The following is an 18,033-nucleotide window of genomic DNA, read 5'->3' as shown; positions in this document are numbered from 1 at the left end:
AGAGCACTGCTCTCTCTTTTGATTGCCGCTCTCTCCATGGCAGAGTGGAGACATGGTCGCTCCCTCGCTCCGCGCCCGCGTCCGCGCCGGGATGATCGAAGAGATCAAGACGGTCGCCCGGCGCCACCTGGACACCGACGGCGCGAACCTCTCGCTGCGCGCGGTCGCCCGGGACCTCGGCATGGTGTCCTCGGCGATCTACCGCTACTTTCCCAGCCGCGACGACCTGCTCACCGCGCTGATCCTGGAGGCGTACGACGCGCTCGGCGACGCGGTGGAGGCGGCCGACACCGCCGCCGACCAGACCGACCTGCGCGGACGCTGGTTGGCCGCCTGCCGGGCCGCCCGCGCGTGGGCACTGGCCCACCCCGCCGAGTACGCGCTGCTCTACGGCAGCCCGGTGCCCGGGTACGCGGCCCCGGACGACACGGTCGCGCCGGCCCAGCGCCCCCCGGTGACCCTGGTCGGCATCCTGCGCGACGGAGTGGTCACCGGTCGGCTCGCCCCACCCGACGAGGAACTGCCCGAGCCGTTGCGCGGCGACGTGGCCGAACTGGTCGAGCTGCTCGGCATGGACGTCCCGCCCGCGCTGCTGGCCCGCGGCATGGCCGGCTGGACCCAGCTGTTCGGGCTGATCAGCTTCGAGCTGTTCGGCCGGATCAACCGGGCGCTGCCGCACCGCGACGAGTACTTCGACCACCAGATCGGCCTGATGGCGGACCTGGCCGGCCTGCCCTGACGCCGGTCGGCGTCAGGTGCCGTCGGAGGAGTGACCGGGAAACAGGTGCGCTGTCGGGTCGATGACGACAGCCGCGTTGTTCACCGCGGTGGCGGCCTCGCCGAAACCGGTGGCGATCAGGCGGACCTTGCCCGGGTATTCGGTGATGTCCCCGGCCGCGAACACCCGGGGCAGGTTGGTGGCCATCGCGCTGTCCACCACGATGTGCCGCCGGTCGAGCGTCAGCCCCCACTCGGCGAGCGGGCCGAGGTCGGCGGCGAAACCGAGCGCCGCCACCACCGTGTCCACCGGGAGCGTCTCCACCTCGCCGCCGCGTACGGTCAGCTCGGCACCGGTGACCGTCTCCTCGCCGTACAGCCGGCTCACCTCGGCGTTGACCACGATCCGCACCGGCAGCGCGCGGACGCGCTCGATCGTGGCGGCGTGTGCCCGGAAGCGGTCCCGCCGGTGCACGAGCGTCACCGACCGCGCCAGCGGGGCGAGCGTGGCGGCCCAGTCGAACGCCGAGTCGCCACCGCCGACGATGAGCACGTGCCGGTCGGTCAGCTCGACCGGCTGCGGCACGAAGTAGACGATCCCGCCGCCGGTGAAGCTCTCCGCGACCGGCAGTGGCCGGGGCGTGAAGCTGCCGAGCCCGCCGGTGACCAGCACCGCGCCGCAGTTGAGCTGCTCACCGCCGGCGAGGCCGAGCACCGGCCGGCCGTCGAGGTAGGACAGCTTCTCCGCGCGTACGCCGAGCCGGTAGTCGGGGTGGAACGGCGCGGCCTGGGCGACCAGGTTCGCGACCAGCTCGCGGCCCTTGATCGCGGGGAAGCCGGCGACGTCGAGGATCAGCTTCTCCGGGTACATCGCGGTGACCTGACCGCCCGGTTCGGGCAGCGCGTCGATCAGCGACACGGAGAGTCCACGGAAACCGGCGTAGTAGGCGGCGAAGAGCCCGGCGGGACCGGCCCCGATCACGGCGACATCGACCTCGCGCATGGCGTACCGTCACTTTCCGCTTCGGATCACCCGTGCTGATGCGGAAACGGTAGGCGGGCGGGTGGCCGTGGGCAAGCACGTCCCGCGCTTCGATCAACGCGCCGTCAAGGCAGCGTCATCCTCGGTGACCCGAGACGGTCGTACTCGCCCGCGTCGTTGCGGCGCCGGAACAGAATCGCCGCGACCACGCCGCCGAGCAGCCCGAACAGGTGGCCCTGCCAGGAGACGCGCTCGTCGGTGGGGAGGATGCCGAGCAGTTGCCAGCCGTAGAGCAACCCGACCAGCAGGCCGACGGCGAAGTTCCACCAGCTCCGCTCCACCACGCCCCGGGTGAGCAGGATGCCGAGGTAGCCGAAGATCACGCCGCTGGCGCCGACCACCACCGAGTTGGGCGAGCCGGTGAACCAGACGCCCAGGCCGCTGACCAGGATGATGACCGCGGTGGACCAGAGGAACCGCCGGGTGCCCGCGGCCAGCACGAACGTGCCGAGCAGGATCAGCGGGATGCTGTTGCTGTAGAGGTGGTTCCACCCCGCGTGCAGGAACGGCGAGAAGAAGACGCCGTCCAGCCCTTGGAGCCGCTGCGGGATGATGCCGGCGGTGTAGTCGAGACCGAGTCGCAGGCCGACGTCGAGCGCCTCGACGAGGAACAGCACCGGCACGACCGCGCACATGGCGACGAAGGCCCGGCCGAGCGCCGCGTAGAACGCGTCGGTGCCGAACCGATGGGGGTCGCCACTTGGGCCGCCGTGCCAGGTCACCTACCAAGTGCTATCAGCAAATGCGGCGGGCCGCCAGTCGGGCGGCGGTACGACGACGGCGGGACACCCCGGTCTCCCGGTGTGTCCCGCCGTCGTGGTGCTGTGTCAGTACCAGCCGGAACTCTGCGACTTCTGCCACGCGCCACAGGGGGTGTCGTACCGGCCCTTGATGTAGCTGAGACCCCAGGTGATCTGGGTCGCCGGGTTGGTCTTCCAGTCGTCGGCCACCGAGGCCATCTTGCTGCCCGGCACGGCCTGCGGGATCCCGTACGCCCCGGAGGAGCTGTTCGACGCCTTCGGGTTCCAGCCGCTCTCCTTGGTCCAGAGCTTGTCCAGACAGGGGAACTGGTCGATGCCGAAGCCCTTGTCGAGCATGATGGCGCAACCAACCTTCCGGTTGCCGCTGTACTCCGCGCACGAGGACGGGATCGGGCCGTTGTACGGCTTGACCTTCGCCTCCTTCTCGGCCGCCTCCGCCGCCTCCGCCGCGGCGCGCTCCTTCTTGCGGGACGCGGCGGCCGCCTCGGCCTTCCTGGCCCGCTCGGCGGCCTCCTTCGCCGCCGCGGCGGCGCGCAGCTTCGCCTGGTACTCGGCGGCACGCTTCCGGGACGAGTCCAGGCGGTGGTCGGACAGCCGCTCACGCTGGTACGCGTGCTCCGCCTGGTCGACCTCCAGGCCGACCTGTGCGGTCAGGGCCTGCTGCCGGCCCTGTCGATCCTCGCCCAGATAAAAGCCGCCGGCAACGCCCACGGAGAGCAGTGCGACAGCGGCCGTACGGGCGCCGAACCGGCTCCACAGCCGACTCACGAGGTTTCCCTTCGTCGGGGGCAGGGACACGGCACACGTGGGTCCACTGTCGGTCACGCCGGGTGCCGTGAGCGCACCGGTACCGGTGTGACTCCGGGCCGTGTCCGGCTCTGGAGTGGTAGGCGACGCTCGATGGACACCATTGCGCACGGTGAGGCCGGTGGGAAATGGCCGGGCCGAAAAGTGATCTGCGTCACCATCAATATCGTGATGAAATAGGACAAAACCGGCGGTCAGCCTGGGATGTCCTCCAGCAGATCGGTAACCATGGCGGCGATCGGCGAGCGCTCCGATCGGCTGAGCGTGACGTGCGCGAAGAGGGGATGCCCCTTCAGCGCCTCGATCACCGCGGTCACCCCGTCGTGCCGGCCGACCCGCAGATTGTCCCGCTGGGCCACGTCGTGGGTGAGCACCACCCGCGACCCCTGACCGATCCGGGACAGCACGGTGAGCAGCACCCCCCGCTCCAGCGACTGCGCCTCGTCCACGATGACGAACGCGTCGTGCAGGCTGCGACCGCGGATGTGGGTCAGCGGCAGCACCTCCAGCAGGCCGCGCGAGGTGACCTCCTCCAGCACGTTCTCGTGCACCACCGAGCCGAGCGTGTCGAAGACGGCCTGCGCCCAGGGCGACATCTTCTCCGACTCCGACCCGGGCAGGTAGCCGAGTTCCTGACCGCCGACCGCGTACAGGGGACGGAACACGATCACCTTCTTGTGCCGGCGTCGCTCCATCACCGCCTCCAGGCCGGCGCAGAGCGCCAGCGCGGACTTGCCCGTGCCGGCTCGCCCACCGAGCGACACGATGCCGATGGACTCGTCCAGCAGCAGGTCGAGCGCGATCCGCTGCTCCGCCGAGCGTCCGTGCACGCCGAACGCCTCCCGGTCGCCCCGGACCAGCCGGATCGTCTTGTCCGGCAGCACCCGGCCCAGCGCCGAGCCCCGCGCCGAGTGCAGCACCAGGCCGGTGTGGCAGGGCAGACCCGCCGCGGCGTCCACGTCGAGCGTCTCCCCCGCGTACAGCCGGCCGACCTCCTCCTCGGCCAGGTCCAGCTCGGCCATCCCGGTCCAGGTCGGATCGCTGGCCTGGCCGTGCCGGTACTCGTCGGCGCGCAGGCCCACCGAGGCCGCCTTCACCCGCAGTGGCATGTCCTTGCTGACCAGCGTGACCTCGCGGCCCTCGGCGGCCAGGTTGAGTGCCACGGACAGGATGCGCGCGTCGTTCGACTCGGTGCGGAAGCCGGGCGGCAGCACGCCGTCGTCGGTGTGGTTGAGCTCCACCCGCAGCGTCCCGCCCTGGTCGTTGGCGGGCACCGGGCGGTCCAGCCGGCCGTGCCGCACGCGCAGCTCGTCCAGCATGCGCAGCGACTGACGAGCGAACCAGCCCAGCTCCGGGTGGTGCCGCTTGCCCTCCAGCTCGGAGATCACCACGAGCGGCAGCACCACCTCGTGCTCGGCGAAGCGGTGGAACGCCGCCGGGTCGGAGAGCAGGACCGAGGTGTCCAGGACGAAGGCCGGGCCGGCTGGTCGGGGCTCCTCGGCCTCGGCGGCGGCGCCGCGGCGGCTGCGGGTGGTCCGGCGGGTCGGGGCGGTCGAGGCCGGGGTCTGCTCGGCTCCGGCGGGGGTACGGCGAGTGGTCACAGGCCTGCTCCGCGGATGGGCACCCGGCCACCCGAGTTCCGCCTCTTCCGGTGCCCGGAGGACACGGGGTCGGATGCGGGCCCCGTGCGCGAGGACGCAGGTCCGGGCTGTCCGGCTGGCCCGGGAAAACCCCGCGCCATGCCTAGACGCTAATCGCCTCGGGGCCGCGGGGCTAGAGGCGCGCGTGGATCACCGCATGGTCTACGCGGGCGAACACCTGTGCGAGTGACGGGCGGACCGCAACCGGCCGGGATGCATGCCCCCTGCGCGCACCCCGGCCGGTCGTCTGGCGCCGCGACGCGGCGCGGGCCTCAGCCCTGCCGGCGCACCAGCGTGCCGGCCCGTGGCCCGGCGCCGGCCGCGCCGAACGACGATCCGGTGTACGTGGTGCCCACCCGGCCGGCGGCGCCGAGCTGGGCGGTCGCGGTGACCCGGACCGCCGGGGCGGAGCCGGGCCGGGTGGCGACGGCGGCGGGTACCGAGGTGCCGGCGAACGGCACCGCCGAGCGCCCGGCCGAGGTCACCACCGTCGGGCCGGGACCGGACAGCGCCGAGGCGATCGCCGCCTGGGCGTCGCGCCGGCGGCGGTTCCAGGCGCCCCGGTCGCCGTCGAAGTAGCCCTGGCGGTAACCGAACCGGTAGCCGATGCGGTAGCTGAGCTGGCCGTGCAGGCGCCCGGCCGCGTAGCAGGTGGAACCGAGCACGAGGACGAGCACCACGGCGAGAAAGGGGGTCATCGCTCGTCCGTCCCGGGCAGCGGGCCGACCACCAGCAGCCGCTCCAGGTCGTCGGTGCTGACCTCCTCGATCAACTCGACGCTGATCCGGCATTCGTCGAGAACCACCTCGGCCACCGACGCCCGGCGGATCTCCCCGCCGGAGTCGTAGACCCGCACGCTCAGCTCGGGGCAGCCGAGGTGGGTCCGCCAGGCGTCCCACTCCCCCCGGTCGCCGACGCTGAGCGAGAGGTACCGGCACCCGCGGGCGAGATAGAGACGCCAGGGGGCGCTCAGCCCGGCGGACACTCCGTCCGCGATCAGCCCGAAGGCCTGGGCGCGGGTCGCGAGCTCGGTCACGAGACCCCCTCGGCACCCGCGGAGTGACGCATGTGAGCACTGGTCGTCTCAGGCACGTGACACACCGTAAGTTGTCTCATGAGCGTGACAGTATCAGCTTTTCAGGCCTTTGCCGCCGTACTCGCGTCCATCTATTGTGGCCGGGTGACACCCCTCCTGAGCAGCACTGGATCGTTTACCGGAAATTCCCCGACAACGTCCCGTCGGCGTGACAGCAGCGTGCCGAGCCACCCCCTCGGGACCGACTGGCCGTACCGTCACGGGGTGACCGAGACGGCCAACGCACGGAAGATCGCCTTCGCCACCTTCGTCCGGCGCGCGCTCGACGACGCCCGCGCGCTGCGCGCCTGGAGCGGCACCGAGGTCTCCCGGCGCACCGGCGTCTCCCGCCAGACCATCAACCGATGGGTACGCGGCGACTGGGCCAGCGACCCGGAGGCGGAGCGGGTGGTCGCCTTCTGCGAAGGGCTCGGCCTCGACCCGATCGCCGCGTTCACCGCGCTCGGCTGGGACCGGGCCGCCGGGCCGCGCACCGAGCCGACGCCGCCCCCGATGGACCCGGATGTGGAGGCGTTGCTGCGCCGGCTGGTCGACCCGAACGTCTCCGACGCGGAGAAGTTCCACATCCGAGAAACCATCCGTTACCTCGCATATCGCCCCACCCTGCCGGGTGGTGTCCGAAATAGGGGGAAACAGGCGGGCTAGTTCCTCAGATGGCGAAAGAACGGAAGAGCAGACCCGATCGTTTCGCCGCGGGGACGGATCGGACCCGCTAGCGTCCACGTTTGTACTGCTAGGGGCTCGTCATCGGCGGGGGGACGGGACACAGCCGAACCCAGCCCAGCGGGACAGAAGGAGGGGTCTGTCGATGACCCTGAAATGGTTGGCAGTCGTGGTCGCGGTGGTGTCGCTGACATCGTGCGTGACCGGCAACGTGGTGGTCGGCGTACTGGACGGCGGGCAGCTCCCACTGGTCGTCAACCTCTTCGCGCTCACCACGGCCGGCACCGCGGTGATCCTCGCCGTCGTCGCCGAGCTGCACGATCGGCTCAACGACCGGGTCAGCGCGCTCACCGAGTTCCTGGTGGCGCGGCTCAACGAGATCGAGGCGCACAGCGGCGACCGCAACACCGGCTTCGTGGAGGGCTACCTGCTCAGCCACGGGCAGGAGGCAGCCGTGGTGCCGTTCGGTCGCCGGGGACGAGGAGCCGCCGAACGCTGATCCCCACGTCGTTCCGACGTCGCATCTCGGCCACGAATACGCCGCCCGGCGCGGGGTACGCTGACGCGCGTGCCGCCGTTGAATCTGGGCAACCAGCAGCCGAAGACCCCGTTGAACGCGGAGCACGCCTGGCGTGCGACCGCCGCCCGCGCGGGTGACATCGTCCTCTTCTTCGACTTCGACGGCACCCTGGCGCCGGTCGACGACGATCCCACTGCCGTACGGCCGGCGCCCAACGTGCTCACCGCGCTTGAGGCGCTCGCGCCGCACGTGCGCCGGATCGCGATCGTCTCCGCCCGCCCGGTGGACTTCCTCCGCGGTCACCTCGGCGGCCTCGCCGGCATCGACCTCTACGGGCTCTACGGCCTGGAGCACAGCCACTCCGGCGGCGAGACGGTCACCGAGCCGGCCGCCCTGCCATGGGTGCCGACGATGTCCGAGCTGGCCGAGCAGGCCCGCGCCGAGTTGCCGCCCGGCGCGCTCGTCGAGTTCAAGCGGCTCTCCGTGGCGCTGCACTGGCGTACCGCCCCGCAGCTCGGCGAGCTGGTGCAGGAGTGGGGCCGGGCCCAGGCCGAGCGGCTGGGGCTGCGCGCCCAGCCGGGCCGGATGGTGCTGGAACTGAAGCCCCCGGTCGACCGGGACAAGGGCATGGTGATCGGCGAGACGGTCCGGGACGCCGGTGGCGCCTGGTACTTCGGTGACGACGTCTCCGACATCAAGGCGTTCGCCGCGCTGCGCGCCCGCGCCGCCGACGATCCCGAATTCCTCGGTGTCTGCGTCGCTGTCGCCAACCCGGAGACCGGTCACGAGGTGGCCGACGCCGCCGACCTGACCCTCGACTCCCCCGCCGCCCTGGGCGACTTCCTCACCGCCGCCCTGCCCCACCTCCGCTGACGCCTCCCCGCCGAGGCGCCGGGGACGCGCGGCGGGCGGGGCGGTCAGGTGCCGAAGCGGCGTTGGCGGGTGGCGTAGGAGCGCAGGGCACGCAGGAAGTCGACCTTGCGGAAGTCGGGCCAGTTCAGCTCGCAGAAGTAGAACTCAGAGTGCGCGCTCTGCCAGAGCATGAAGCCGGAGAGCCGCTGCTCGCCACTGGTCCGGATGATCAGATCCGGATCCGGCAGCCCCTTGGTGTAGAGGTGCTCGGAGATGTGGTCGACGTTCATCGAGGTGGCCAGCTCCTCGATCGTGCCGCCGTTCGCCGCGTGCTCCAGCAGCAGCGAGCGGACCGCGTCGGCGATCTCACGCCGCCCGCCGTACCCGACCGCGATGTTGACCTGAGCCCCGCCGTCGCGGTCGCGGGTGCGCTCCTCGGCGGCCTTGAGCGCGGCGGCATGCTGCGCCGGCAGCACGTCGAGCGCGCCGACCATCCGCAGCCGCCAGGGGTTGCCCTCCTCGGCCAGCTCGGTGCTCAGGTCCTCGATGATCTGGAGCAGCGGGTCCAGCTCGGCGGCCGGGCGGGAGAGGTTGTCGGTGGAGAGCAGCCAGAGTGTGACGTGCCCGACGCCGGCCGCGTCGCACCAGCGGAGCAGTTCTTTGATCCGCTCGGCGCCCATCCGGTGGCCGTCGTTCGGGTCGACGAAGCCCATCTCCCGGGCCCATCTGCGGTTGCCGTCGCACATCACGCCGACGTGTGCGGGTACGGGCTTGCCCGCGAGCTTCGCCGTCAGCCGGCGCTCGTACACGGAGTAGAGGAGTTTCCGCAGAGTCATCACCTTGCAGGGTAGCGACCCGCGGGAGAGATCAGTGTCTCGGTGGCATATCACCTGAGGGCGAACCGCTCCGGCGCGGTCGCGGCAGGTCCGCCCCGATCGCCAGGAGCGTGCGCGCGTCCAGCCGGCCGTCGCCGAGCCCCAGCTCGACCACCGTGCGGTAGACGCGTTCGTCCCGCCCGGCCGCGCCGATCGCCGCGTCGACCACCCGGCGCCGCCGGGCCAGCCACGCCGCCACCGAGCTGTGCCGCAGGTGGGTGCCGAGCCGGGCGCGCAGCGCGGCGGCGTACGCCCGGGCGGCCCCGGCCGGGAAGCCGGCCGCCGCCGCACCGGCCAGCGCACCCGAACGCAGCGCGTAGAAGATGCCCTCACCGGTGAACGGGTTGATCAGCGACAGTGCGTCCCCGGCCAGCACGACCCGTCCCCGGCCCGGCGCCGGCCGGTGCGTGGACAGCGGCAGGTGGTGCGCCCGCAGGCCGGTCACCGTGGCCGGGTCGACGCCGGGGAGCAGCGCGGCCATCCGGTCCAGCAGGTGCGCGCGGGTCAGCGGCTCGCCGCGCAGCACCTCCCCGTACCCGACGTTCGCGCGACCGTCTCCGATCGGAAAGGCCCAGGCGTACGCGGGCCAGCGCGCCGCCGAGGTGACGATCAGCTGTTCCGGCGGCCCGGCGGGCGCGGGCGCGTAGCCCCGGATCGCGAGCGCCAGGTGCCGGTCCGGGTTGACCGGATGCCCGAGCGCGCGGCGTACCACCGATCCGGCGCCGTCCGCGCCCACCACCGCCCGCGCGGACAGCTCACCGTCGAGCAGCACCCGGTCGGCGGCGATCTCCACCCGGCGTACCGTGTGCCGCCGCAGCTCCGCGCCGGCCGCCACCGCCGCCGCCACCAGGCGTGCGTCGAACACCTGGCGGGGCACCGTGTACGCGGGCCGGGGCAGTCTCCGCGCGACGGCGCCGCCACCGGGGCCGACCAGGCGCAGCGCGGGCAGCGGCGGGTAGCCGTCGACCGCGCCGGTCACGCCCAGCTCGGTGAGGACGTCCAGCGCGTGCGCGGCGATGCCGTCGCCGCACGCCTTGTCGCGGGGGAAGTCGGACCGGTCGAGCAGCAGCACCCGCGCCGCCCCGGCCCGCCGCGCGCCGAGCGCCGCGGCGGCCCCCGCCGGCCCCGCCCCCACCACGACGACGTCCCACACCCCCTCATCCTCCCCGCCGCGCCGCCTTCCTGGGGCGTCGATCATGAAGTTGACGGCAGTCAAGGAGATCGAACTCGCCGGCAACTTCATGATCAACGGAGTGGAGGCGGGGTGCGGGTGGCGCGGTTCAGGGAGTAGAGGGTCAGGGCGGCGGCGGTGACCAAGGGGGCGCCGTCGCGGATCAGGCCGTCGACGCCGAGCAGCCACCAGCACAGCGGCAGATCGATCGCGAGGACGCCCAGGGTGACCACGACCAGCGCTCGGCGCGCCCACGGGCGGTCGCGCAGCAGGAACGCGGTGCAGAACAGCACGGCGTAGCTGACCGCGATGCCAGCGCCGAACCAGAGGATCAGGGCCGGCACGGCGGACAGCCGCCCGTCCAGCACGGTGCCGGTGGCGACGAGTGCCGGCACCAGCATCAGCGGGCTGTAGGTGAACGCCGCGACCCGGGCGGTGAGCAGCCAGCCGTTCGCCTGCGGGCGCTTCGGGGTGACCTCCCGCCAGGCGATCGTCCCACCCTCGACGACCAGGCCCTTGCGGTGCCGGACCAGGTGGGCGCGGATCGTCTCGGAGCGGTACAGCAGCACCACCACGGCGACGCAGAGCGCGGTGAGCACGGCGAACCCGGCCAGGCCGGGCAGCGCGGGCACCCCCTGCCGGGGCACGATCAGCCGCCCGACCGCGAAGATCGTGGTCACTGCCAGGATCAGCCCGAACGGCCGGGCGCCCACCCGGCCCTGGTTGACCTGCCCGATCAGCAGCAGGAAACCGAGCGACCGGAGCATCGCCCAGCCGGTGCGTACGGCCAGGCCGAACTCCTGCTCCGGGGCGTACCAGTAATTCAGCAGCTCGACCACGACGGTGGCCGCCGCGGTCACGGCGAGCAGCGTGGTGAGCGCCCGGACGGCGGACGGCCGCCGGACCTCGACAGGTTCAGCGGCCGTCCTCATGGCATCCGATGTTGCCCGGCTCGGGCAACAGGCACACCTGTTACTTCTGCGGCTCCGCGTCCAGCCGGGCGCGCAGCGCGTCCAGCTCGGCCCAGAGCACGCCGGGGAGCTTGTCCCCGAACTTCTCGAACCACTCGGTGACCAGCGGCAGCTCGTTGCGCCACTCGTCCGGGTCGACCTTCAGCGCGATCCGGACGTCCTCCGGGGTCATGTCCAGGCCCTCGACGTCGAGCGCGTCCTGCGCCGGGACCATGCCGATCGGCGTCTCCACGGCCTCGGCCCGGCCCTCCAGCCGCTCGATGACCCACTTGAGCACGCGGGAGTTCTCGCCGAAGCCCGGCCAGAGGAAGTTGCCCTCGGCGTCCTTCCGGAACCAGTTCACGTAGTAGATCTTGGGCAGCTTGGCCTCGTCGCCGTCCGTGCCCTTGCCCATCTCGATCCAGTGCCGGAAGTAGTCGCCGCCGTTGTAGCCGATGAACGGCAGCATGGCCATCGGGTCACGGCGGACCACGCCGACCGCGCCGGAGGCGGCGGCGGTGGTCTCCGAGGAGAGCGTGGCGCCCATGTAGACGCCGTGCACCCAGTCGCGCGCCTCGGTGACCAGCGGGATGGTGTCCCGGCGACGGCCGCCGAACAGGATCGCGTCGATCGGGACGCCGTTCGGGTCGTAGTAGTCGTCGGCCAGGATCGGGCACTGCGTGATCGGCGTGCAGAAACGGCTGTTCGCGTGCGAGGAGAGGTTCTCGCTCTCCGGCGTCCAGTCGTTGCCCTTCCAGTCGATCAGGTGCGCCGGCGGCTCACCCATGCCCTCCCACCAGATGTCGCCGTCGTCGGTGAGCGCCACGTTGGTGAAGATCGAGTTGCCCCGGTCCAGCGTCCGCATGGCGTTGGCGTTCGTCTTCCAGTCGGTGCCGGGGGCGACGCCGAACAGGCCGTACTCCGGGTTGACCGCGTAGAGGCGGCCGTCGGGGCCGAACCGCATCCAGGCGATGTCGTCGCCGATGGTCTCGACCTTCCAGCCCGGGATGGTCGGCTCCAGCATGGCGAGGTTCGTCTTGCCGCAGGCCGACGGGAAGGCGCCGGCGATGTGGAAGACCTTGCCCTCCGGCGAGGTGATCTTGAGGATCAGCATGTGCTCGGCCAGCCAGCCCTCGTCGCGCCCCATCACGCTGGCGATACGCAGCGAGTAGCACTTCTTGCCGAGCAGCGAGTTGCCGCCGTAGCCGGAGCCGTAGGACCAGATCTCCCGGGTCTCCGGGAAGTGCGAGATGTACTTGGTCTCGTTGCACGGCCACGCCACGTCCTGCTCGCCCGGCGCGAGCGGGGCGCCGATGGAGTGCAGCGCGTGCACGAAGTCGACGTCGTCGCCCATCGCCTCCAGGACCGACGACCCCATCCGGGTCATGATCCGCATCGAGGCGACGACGTACGGGCTGTCCGTGATCTCCACGCCGAACATGGGGTTCTCGGCCTCGACCGGGCCCATGCAGAACGGGATGACGTACATGGTGCGCCCGCGCATGCTGCCGCGGTACAGCTCCGCCATCGTCCGCTTCATCTCGGCCGGCGCCATCCAGTTGTTGGTGGGGCCGGCGTCCGCCTCGTCGACGGAGCAGATGAAGGTGCGCTCCTCCACCCGGGCGACGTCCGTGGGGTCGGTACGCGCGTAGAACGAGTTGGGCTTCTTCTCGGGATTCAGTCGGATCAGGGTGCCGTTCTCGACGAGCTCGTCGGTGAGGCGGCGCCACTCCTCGTCAGACCCGTCCACCCAGACCACGCGGTCGGGGGTGGTCAGTTCCGCGACCTCACGAACCCAGGCGAGCAGCTTGGGGTGGGATGTCGGGGCCTGATCGATACCCCGAACAGCAGCCGGAGCAACCATGTCACATCTCCTTGTGGTCGACGCTGACCGATCTATGGGGTGCACGAGTTCCGGCGGCCGGTACGCCGCCTCGTGGAAACCTGGGATTGGGCTCAGCGTAAACCGGACTGGCTCGTCAGTCAGTGGGACTGGTTGTGAACAACTGCACAAGGTACGGCCACGCTGCGGCTTCACGATCTGATACCCGCTTTCGCGAGCAGTTTCACGCAAATCCTGCGGCGAACCTTCGGCGGCCCACTCCGTCACGGAGTGACCGTGACGCCCGATCACGGGTGCGTGTACGAACATGTCGCGAAAGACGATTCCGTGATGCGCTCCACAGATTCGCACAGCGCGTTACGCTCTGCTCACGGGTATCGAGAACGGGCGACGCTCCCCGACCCGGGCGGTCCGAGTGCGCCGGCCGCGGCGAAGCCGTCGTGGCCGACTCGCCGTTGGAGTCCGCCCCGTTACCGGACAACCGGTACGCTCAGCGGGTGGCCGCGACGATGACCGGAGACCAACCGGGGGCTCCGCAGACCCGCCGGGGTCCGATCGGAGCACTGCTCGACCGCTTCGGCCACCTCATCCAGGAATTGAGCAAGTTCGCCACCGTCGGCGGGCTCGCCTTCGTCGTGGACTTCGTCCTCTTCAACTACCTGTCCAGCGGCCGGGACATGCCGCCACTGGCCGCGAAGACCATCTCCACGGTGATCGCCGCGACCGTCGCCTTCCTCGGCAACCGGTTCTGGACGTGGCGGCACCGGCAGCGGTCGAACCCGGCCCGCGAGTACGCGCTGTTCTTCTTCTTCAACGCTGTCGGCCTCGGCATCGCGGTGGCCTGCCTGGCGATCAGCCACTACGGGCTGGGCGCGCTCTGGCCCGCGGTGTTCAAGACCCCCCTGGCCGACAACATCGCCAGCTTCATCGTCGGCACCGGCCTGGGCACGCTCTTCCGGTTCTGGTCGTACCGAAGGTTCGTCTTCGTCGAGACGGGAACACCTCCCGTTCCGGCAACGAGCCACGACCGAGAGTCCGGGGCGTGACGACCCGCCCATCCCGACCCGCCGGGCCCAGCCGGCCCAGCCAACTGCCTAAGGTGTTCCGCATGCCTGGAGTCCGTCTGCTGCCCGAGCGCTGGCAGAAGTTCATCCATGAGGCGCTCAAATTCGGCATCGTCGGCGGCATCAACACCGTCATCAATTACGCGGTGTTCAATGCTCTCGCACTCACGGTTTTCCGCGACGGCCAGCTGAAGGCGACCGTGATCGCGACCATTGTCGCCACGATCACGTCGTATCTGATGAATCGCCACTGGACGTACCGTGATCGACCGAAATCGGCACTCCGGCGCGAATACGTCCTGTTCTTCCTTTTCAACGGCGCGGGCCTGATCATCGAGCTCGGCGTCCTGGCCCTGGCCAAGTACGGCCTCGGCGTACACGGCCTGCTCGCCCTGAACGTCGCCAAGACCATCGGTGTGCTGCTGGCCACGCTGTTCCGCTTCTGGTCCTACCGGACCTTCGTCTTCCAGCCGGTCGCCCAGCACGCCGAGGAGACCTGGCACTCGGTCCCGCGTGACGAGTGGGACAACGTCGCGGAGATGGACCCGGTGGCCGAGCTGGCCGAGTCGGTCAGCGAGCTGGAGGAGGAGGAACCGCCTCCGGGCCGGCCGGCCGACTACGCGCCGCCCCGGGGCCGCCCCGCACCTGCGGACTCCGGACTGGGCGGCGCGCTCGGCTCCGAGCTGGACGCCGAAATCGCCGCGGAACTCCAGCCCCGCCGCGCCCGCCGCTGAACGACGGAAAGGCCGGCGCCCCTGACGAGGGGGTGCCGGCCTTCTCCGTCGAACGGGTCAGGGCTGGTCGCGCAGGGACTTGCCCTCGGTCATGTCGGCCAGGATCTCGCGCATCTCGCCGTCGCCCAGGCTGTGCTTGTCGTGATGCGCCTCGACCAGCTCGTAGAGCTTCGTCTGCACCCGGTCCACACCCGGCACGTCGTGCAGCACCGACTGGCCGCGCTCACCGGCCGACTCGATGGTCAGCGTGCCGCAGCCGAGCAGCCGCTCCACGAAACGCTGATGCATGGCGTGGTCGTTGATCCGGGTCAGCGGCAGATCCCGCCGGTTGCGCGACAGCACCCCCTGCTGGAGCAGCACCCGCTCGTTCGTGAACAGGTAGTGCGTGGTGCGCCAGACCAGAAACGGCCACAGCCCCAGCCACAGCACGAGCGCCAAGCCGACCGCCGCGATCACGTAGAGCGCGATCGCGCCGCCGCCACCGTCGGGCAGCAGGAGCCACCCGACGACGACCGCCGCGACGGCGAGCACGAGCACGAGGACCGGCCGGATCAGGGCCTTCCAGTGCGGGTGCAGGTGCAACACGACGTGCTCGTCCTCGGTGAGCACGTCTTCGGGGAACGCCACGGCGGAACCTCCTCGCAGAACCGGACGCGCTGACCGTAACCGGTCGGGGCATCCCGTCGGCATCGGCCGCGCGGACGGCTGCCCGTGGTTGTGGAGAGAGGGCCCTTCCTTACCGCAGGTGCAGCACGTCTCCCGCCGCGAGCCGCAACGTCTCCCCGTCGGCGTCGATCAGGAGCTGCCCGTCTGCGTCCACGCCGGTGGCGGTGCCGTGCGCGTCGCTGCCGTCGGGCAGCAGCACCCGCACCCGCCGGCCGATGGTGGCGCACCCGGCCAGGTACGCCTCGCGCAGCCCGCTGGCCTCCGCATCACCTCCGGCGTCACGCCAGCGCTCGTACCAGTCGGCGAGCGAGCGCAGCAGCGCCCGAAGCAGCGGATCCCGGTCGGTGGCGGTGGCGCCGGCGAGCTGGAGCGACGTGGCGGGCAGCCCGGTCGGGTTCTCCGGCAGCTCGTCGGCGCGCAGCGTCACGTTCAGCCCCACACCGACCACGGTCGCGGGCGGCCGGTCGGTCTCCCCCGGCACCGCCTCGGCCAGCACCCCGGCGCACTTCGCGCCGTCCACCAGCAGGTCGTTCGGCCACTTCAGCCGCGCGTCCACCTCGGCCAGCAGGCGTACCGACTCGACCAGCGCGACACCGGCGAGCAGCGGCAGCCAGCCGTACGCGGTGACGGGCACCGGCGCCCAGCCTCGCTCGGGGACCGCCTCTCCGGGCCGCAGCAGCACGCTCGTGGCGAGGCCGGCGCGCGGCGGCGACTGCCAGACGCGGCCCCGCCGTCCACGGCCGGAGGTCTGCCGCTCGGCGACCACCACCAGACCCTCCGGCTCGCCGGCTCGCGCCGCGGCCACCGCGTCCGCGTTCGTCGAGCCGGTCTCGGCCAGCAGCTCCAGCCGGCGCCAGGGCCCGTTCGGCGCGATCAGCGCGCGCCGCAGCCGGGCCGCCGACAGCGGCGGTCGGTCCAGATCGGTGTACGGCGAGCCGGGCATCCCGCCAGCCTACGGCCACCGGGCTCGCCGGTCGCCGGGAAGCGGTGAGGCGCACTGCACAGCCTCTTCCACCTGAACCATCGTTATATTCCACGGGTGACTACCGACACCGGGTTCAACATCCACACGACCGCCGGCAAGCTGGCGGACCTGGAGCGACGGCTCGACGAGGCGGTGCACGCCGGGTCGGCACGGGCGGTCGAGAAGCAGCACGCGCGGGGCAAGAAGACCGCACGCGAGCGGATCGAGATGCTGCTCGACGAGGGCTCGTTCGTCGAGCTGGACGAGTTCGCCCGGCACCGATCGACGAACTTCGGGCTGGAGAAGACCCGCCCGTACGGCGACGGCGTGGTGACCGGCTACGGCACCGTGGACGGCCGGCAGGTCTGCGTCTTCTCGCAGGACTTCACCGTCTTCGGCGGCTCCCTCGGCGAGGTCTTCGGCGAGAAGATCGTCAAGCTGATGGACCTCGCCATGAAGATCGGGTGCCCGGTCGTCGGCATCAACGACTCCGGCGGCGCGCGGATCCAGGAGGGCGTCACGTCCCTCGGGCTCTACGGCGAGATCTTCTTCCGCAACGTACGGGCCAGCGGCGTCATCCCGCAGATCTCGCTCATCATGGGCCCGTGCGCGGGCGGCGCCGTCTACTCCCCGGCGGTCACCGACTTCACCGTCATGGTCGACCAGACGTCGCACATGTTCATCACCGGCCCCGACGTGATCAAGACGGTCACCGGCGAGGACGTGGGCATGGAGGAGCTGGGCGGCGCCCGCACCCACAACGCCCGCAGCGGGAACGCGCACTACCTCGGCACCGACGAGGAGGACGCGATCGAGTACGTCAAGGCGCTGCTGTCGTACCTGCCGTCGAACAACCTGGACGAGCCGCCGGTCTTCGACGCCCCGGCGATCCTCGACGTCACCGATGAGGACCGGGAGCTTGACACGCTGATCCCGGACTCGGCCAACCAGCCGTACGACATGCACCGGGTCATCGAGCACGTCCTCGACGACGGCGAGTTCCTCGAGGTGCAGCCGCTGTACGCGCAGAACATGGTGGTCGGGTTCGGTCGCGTCGAGGGGCGCCCGGTGGGCGTGGTGGCCAACCAGCCGATGCAGTTCGCCGGCACGCTCGACATCGCCGCGTCGGAGAAGGCGGCCCGGTTCGTGCGCACCTGCGACGCGTTCAACGTCCCGGTGCTGACCTTCGTGGACGTGCCCGGCTTCCTGCCCGGCACCGGCCAGGAGTGGGACGGCATCATCCGCCGCGGCGCGAAGCTCATCTACGCGTACGCCGAGGCCACCGTCCCGAAGGTCACGGTCATCACCCGCAAGGCGTACGGCGGCGCGTACGACGTGATGGGTTCCAAGCACCTCGGCGCGGACCTGAACTTCGCCTGGCCGACCGCGCAGATCGCGGTGATGGGCGCGCAGGGCGCGGTCAACATCCTCTACCGCTCGGAGTTGGCGAACGCCGAGGACCCGGCCGCCGTCCGCGCCGAGAAGATCGCCGAGTACGAGAACACGCTCGCCAACCCGTACATCGCGGCGGAGCGCGGCTACGTCGACGGGGTGATCCCGCCGCACGAGACGCGTACCCAGATCGTGCGGGCGCTGCGGGTGCTGCGCACCAAGCGCGAGACGCTGCCGCCGAAGAAGCACGGCAACATCCCGCTGTAGTGCGCCGGG

General features: G+C 71.3%; 19 protein-coding genes. 7 read left to right on the top strand and 12 right to left on the bottom strand.

What is annotated here, in order from left to right; all coding sequences use genetic code 11:
- The first annotated feature begins 52 nt into the window (after positions 1 to 52).
- A complete protein-coding gene (locus ACFYON_RS02115) occupies positions 53 to 739 on the top strand; it encodes a TetR/AcrR family transcriptional regulator (protein ID WP_354864885.1) in 687 nt (228 codons plus the stop codon).
- Positions 740 to 751: 12 nt separating this feature from the next.
- Here the strand turns inward: ACFYON_RS02115 and ACFYON_RS02110 are convergent, their stop codons facing one another.
- The 6 genes from ACFYON_RS02110 to ACFYON_RS02085 form a co-directional block, all read right to left on the bottom strand.
- Positions 752 to 1,720 (bottom strand): NAD(P)/FAD-dependent oxidoreductase, encoded by a 969-nt coding sequence (locus tag ACFYON_RS02110; RefSeq protein WP_354864883.1) that lies wholly within the window; start codon positions 1,718 to 1,720, stop codon positions 752 to 754.
- Positions 1,721 to 1,824: 104 nt separating this feature from the next.
- Positions 1,825 to 2,481, bottom strand: a complete 657-nt coding sequence (locus ACFYON_RS02105) for a rhomboid family intramembrane serine protease (protein ID WP_354864881.1) — start codon at positions 2,479 to 2,481, stop codon at positions 1,825 to 1,827.
- Positions 2,482 to 2,586: 105 nt separating this feature from the next.
- Positions 2,587 to 3,288, bottom strand: coding sequence for a transglycosylase SLT domain-containing protein (locus ACFYON_RS02100; RefSeq protein WP_354864879.1), 702 nt, complete (start codon positions 3,286 to 3,288; stop codon positions 2,587 to 2,589).
- Positions 3,289 to 3,521: 233 nt separating this feature from the next.
- Positions 3,522 to 4,928, bottom strand: a complete 1,407-nt coding sequence (locus ACFYON_RS02095) for a PhoH family protein (protein ID WP_354864877.1) — start codon at positions 4,926 to 4,928, stop codon at positions 3,522 to 3,524.
- A 311-nt stretch (positions 4,929 to 5,239) separates the two neighbouring features.
- The gene (locus ACFYON_RS02090; protein ID WP_354864875.1) at positions 5,240 to 5,665 is read right to left on the bottom strand and encodes a hypothetical protein; all 426 of its coding nucleotides are present in this window, start codon (positions 5,663 to 5,665) and stop codon (positions 5,240 to 5,242) included.
- Positions 5,662 to 6,003: a hypothetical protein gene (locus ACFYON_RS02085; RefSeq protein ID WP_354864873.1), complete on the bottom strand. Its 342-nt coding sequence runs from the start codon at positions 6,001 to 6,003 to the stop codon at positions 5,662 to 5,664. Before ACFYON_RS02085 ends, ACFYON_RS02090 begins: the two co-directional genes overlap by 4 nt.
- A gap of 264 nt (positions 6,004 to 6,267) precedes the next feature.
- Between ACFYON_RS02085 and ACFYON_RS02080 the strand changes: the two genes are divergently transcribed.
- The 3 genes from ACFYON_RS02080 to otsB all read left to right on the top strand — a co-directional run bounded on the left by ACFYON_RS02080 (position 6,268) and on the right by otsB (position 8,119).
- Entirely contained in the window at positions 6,268 to 6,708 is a 441-nt protein-coding gene (locus ACFYON_RS02080) for an XRE family transcriptional regulator (protein WP_354864871.1), read from the top strand.
- A gap of 163 nt (positions 6,709 to 6,871) precedes the next feature.
- On the top strand, positions 6,872 to 7,225 hold the full coding sequence (locus ACFYON_RS02075; protein ID WP_354864869.1) for a hypothetical protein: 354 nt from the start codon (positions 6,872 to 6,874) through the stop codon (positions 7,223 to 7,225).
- Positions 7,226 to 7,294: 69 nt separating this feature from the next.
- Complete coding sequence (gene otsB / locus ACFYON_RS02070) at positions 7,295 to 8,119, top strand: trehalose-phosphatase (protein WP_354864867.1); 825 nt, start codon at positions 7,295 to 7,297, stop codon at positions 8,117 to 8,119.
- 44 nt (positions 8,120 to 8,163) lie between these two features.
- Here otsB and ACFYON_RS02065 read toward each other — a convergent pair whose 3' ends face one another.
- Genes ACFYON_RS02065 through ACFYON_RS02050 form a run of 4 tightly spaced genes read right to left on the bottom strand, consistent with a single transcriptional unit; the run spans position 8,164 to position 12,958 of the window.
- Positions 8,164 to 8,934: an isoprenyl transferase gene (locus ACFYON_RS02065; protein WP_354864865.1), complete on the bottom strand. Its 771-nt coding sequence runs from the start codon at positions 8,932 to 8,934 to the stop codon at positions 8,164 to 8,166.
- 31 nt (positions 8,935 to 8,965) lie between these two features.
- Positions 8,966 to 10,171: a geranylgeranyl reductase family protein gene (locus tag ACFYON_RS02060; RefSeq protein WP_354864863.1), complete on the bottom strand. Its 1,206-nt coding sequence runs from the start codon at positions 10,169 to 10,171 to the stop codon at positions 8,966 to 8,968.
- Positions 10,172 to 10,218: 47 nt separating this feature from the next.
- On the bottom strand, positions 10,219 to 11,076 hold the full coding sequence (locus ACFYON_RS02055; protein ID WP_354864861.1) for a hypothetical protein: 858 nt from the start codon (positions 11,074 to 11,076) through the stop codon (positions 10,219 to 10,221).
- 40 nt (positions 11,077 to 11,116) lie between these two features.
- Positions 11,117 to 12,958 (bottom strand): phosphoenolpyruvate carboxykinase (GTP), encoded by a 1,842-nt coding sequence (locus tag ACFYON_RS02050; RefSeq protein WP_354864859.1) that lies wholly within the window; start codon positions 12,956 to 12,958, stop codon positions 11,117 to 11,119.
- A 134-nt stretch (positions 12,959 to 13,092) separates the two neighbouring features.
- On the opposite strand from ACFYON_RS02050, the gene ACFYON_RS02045 reads away from it, so the two are divergent.
- Entirely contained in the window at positions 13,093 to 13,983 is an 891-nt protein-coding gene (locus ACFYON_RS02045; RefSeq protein ID WP_387187502.1) for a GtrA family protein, read from the top strand.
- 62 nt (positions 13,984 to 14,045) lie between these two features.
- On the top strand, positions 14,046 to 14,735 hold the full coding sequence (locus tag ACFYON_RS02040) for a GtrA family protein (RefSeq protein WP_355014930.1): 690 nt from the start codon (positions 14,046 to 14,048) through the stop codon (positions 14,733 to 14,735).
- A 57-nt stretch (positions 14,736 to 14,792) separates the two neighbouring features.
- On the opposite strand, the gene ACFYON_RS02035 is transcribed toward ACFYON_RS02040, so the two are convergent.
- Both ACFYON_RS02035 and ACFYON_RS02030 read right to left on the bottom strand, forming a co-directional pair.
- Entirely contained in the window at positions 14,793 to 15,362 is a 570-nt protein-coding gene (locus ACFYON_RS02035; protein WP_354864857.1) for a PH domain-containing protein, read from the bottom strand.
- Between the two features lie 109 nt (positions 15,363 to 15,471).
- The gene (locus ACFYON_RS02030) at positions 15,472 to 16,344 is read right to left on the bottom strand and encodes a biotin--[acetyl-CoA-carboxylase] ligase (protein WP_354864855.1); all 873 of its coding nucleotides are present in this window, start codon (positions 16,342 to 16,344) and stop codon (positions 15,472 to 15,474) included.
- Between the two features lie 96 nt (positions 16,345 to 16,440).
- Between ACFYON_RS02030 and ACFYON_RS02025 the strand changes: the two genes are divergently transcribed.
- Positions 16,441 to 18,024, top strand: coding sequence for an acyl-CoA carboxylase subunit beta (locus ACFYON_RS02025; protein ID WP_354864853.1), 1,584 nt, complete (start codon positions 16,441 to 16,443; stop codon positions 18,022 to 18,024).
- The last annotated feature ends 9 nt before the right edge of the window (positions 18,025 to 18,033 follow it).

The sequence above is a fragment of the Micromonospora sp. NPDC005686 genome (assembly GCF_042871665.1).
Lineage (GTDB): Bacteria > Actinomycetota > Actinomycetes > Mycobacteriales > Micromonosporaceae > Micromonospora.
The sequence above is the reverse complement of the archived record's forward strand: the minus strand, read 5'-3'. Positions and strand labels throughout refer to the sequence as shown.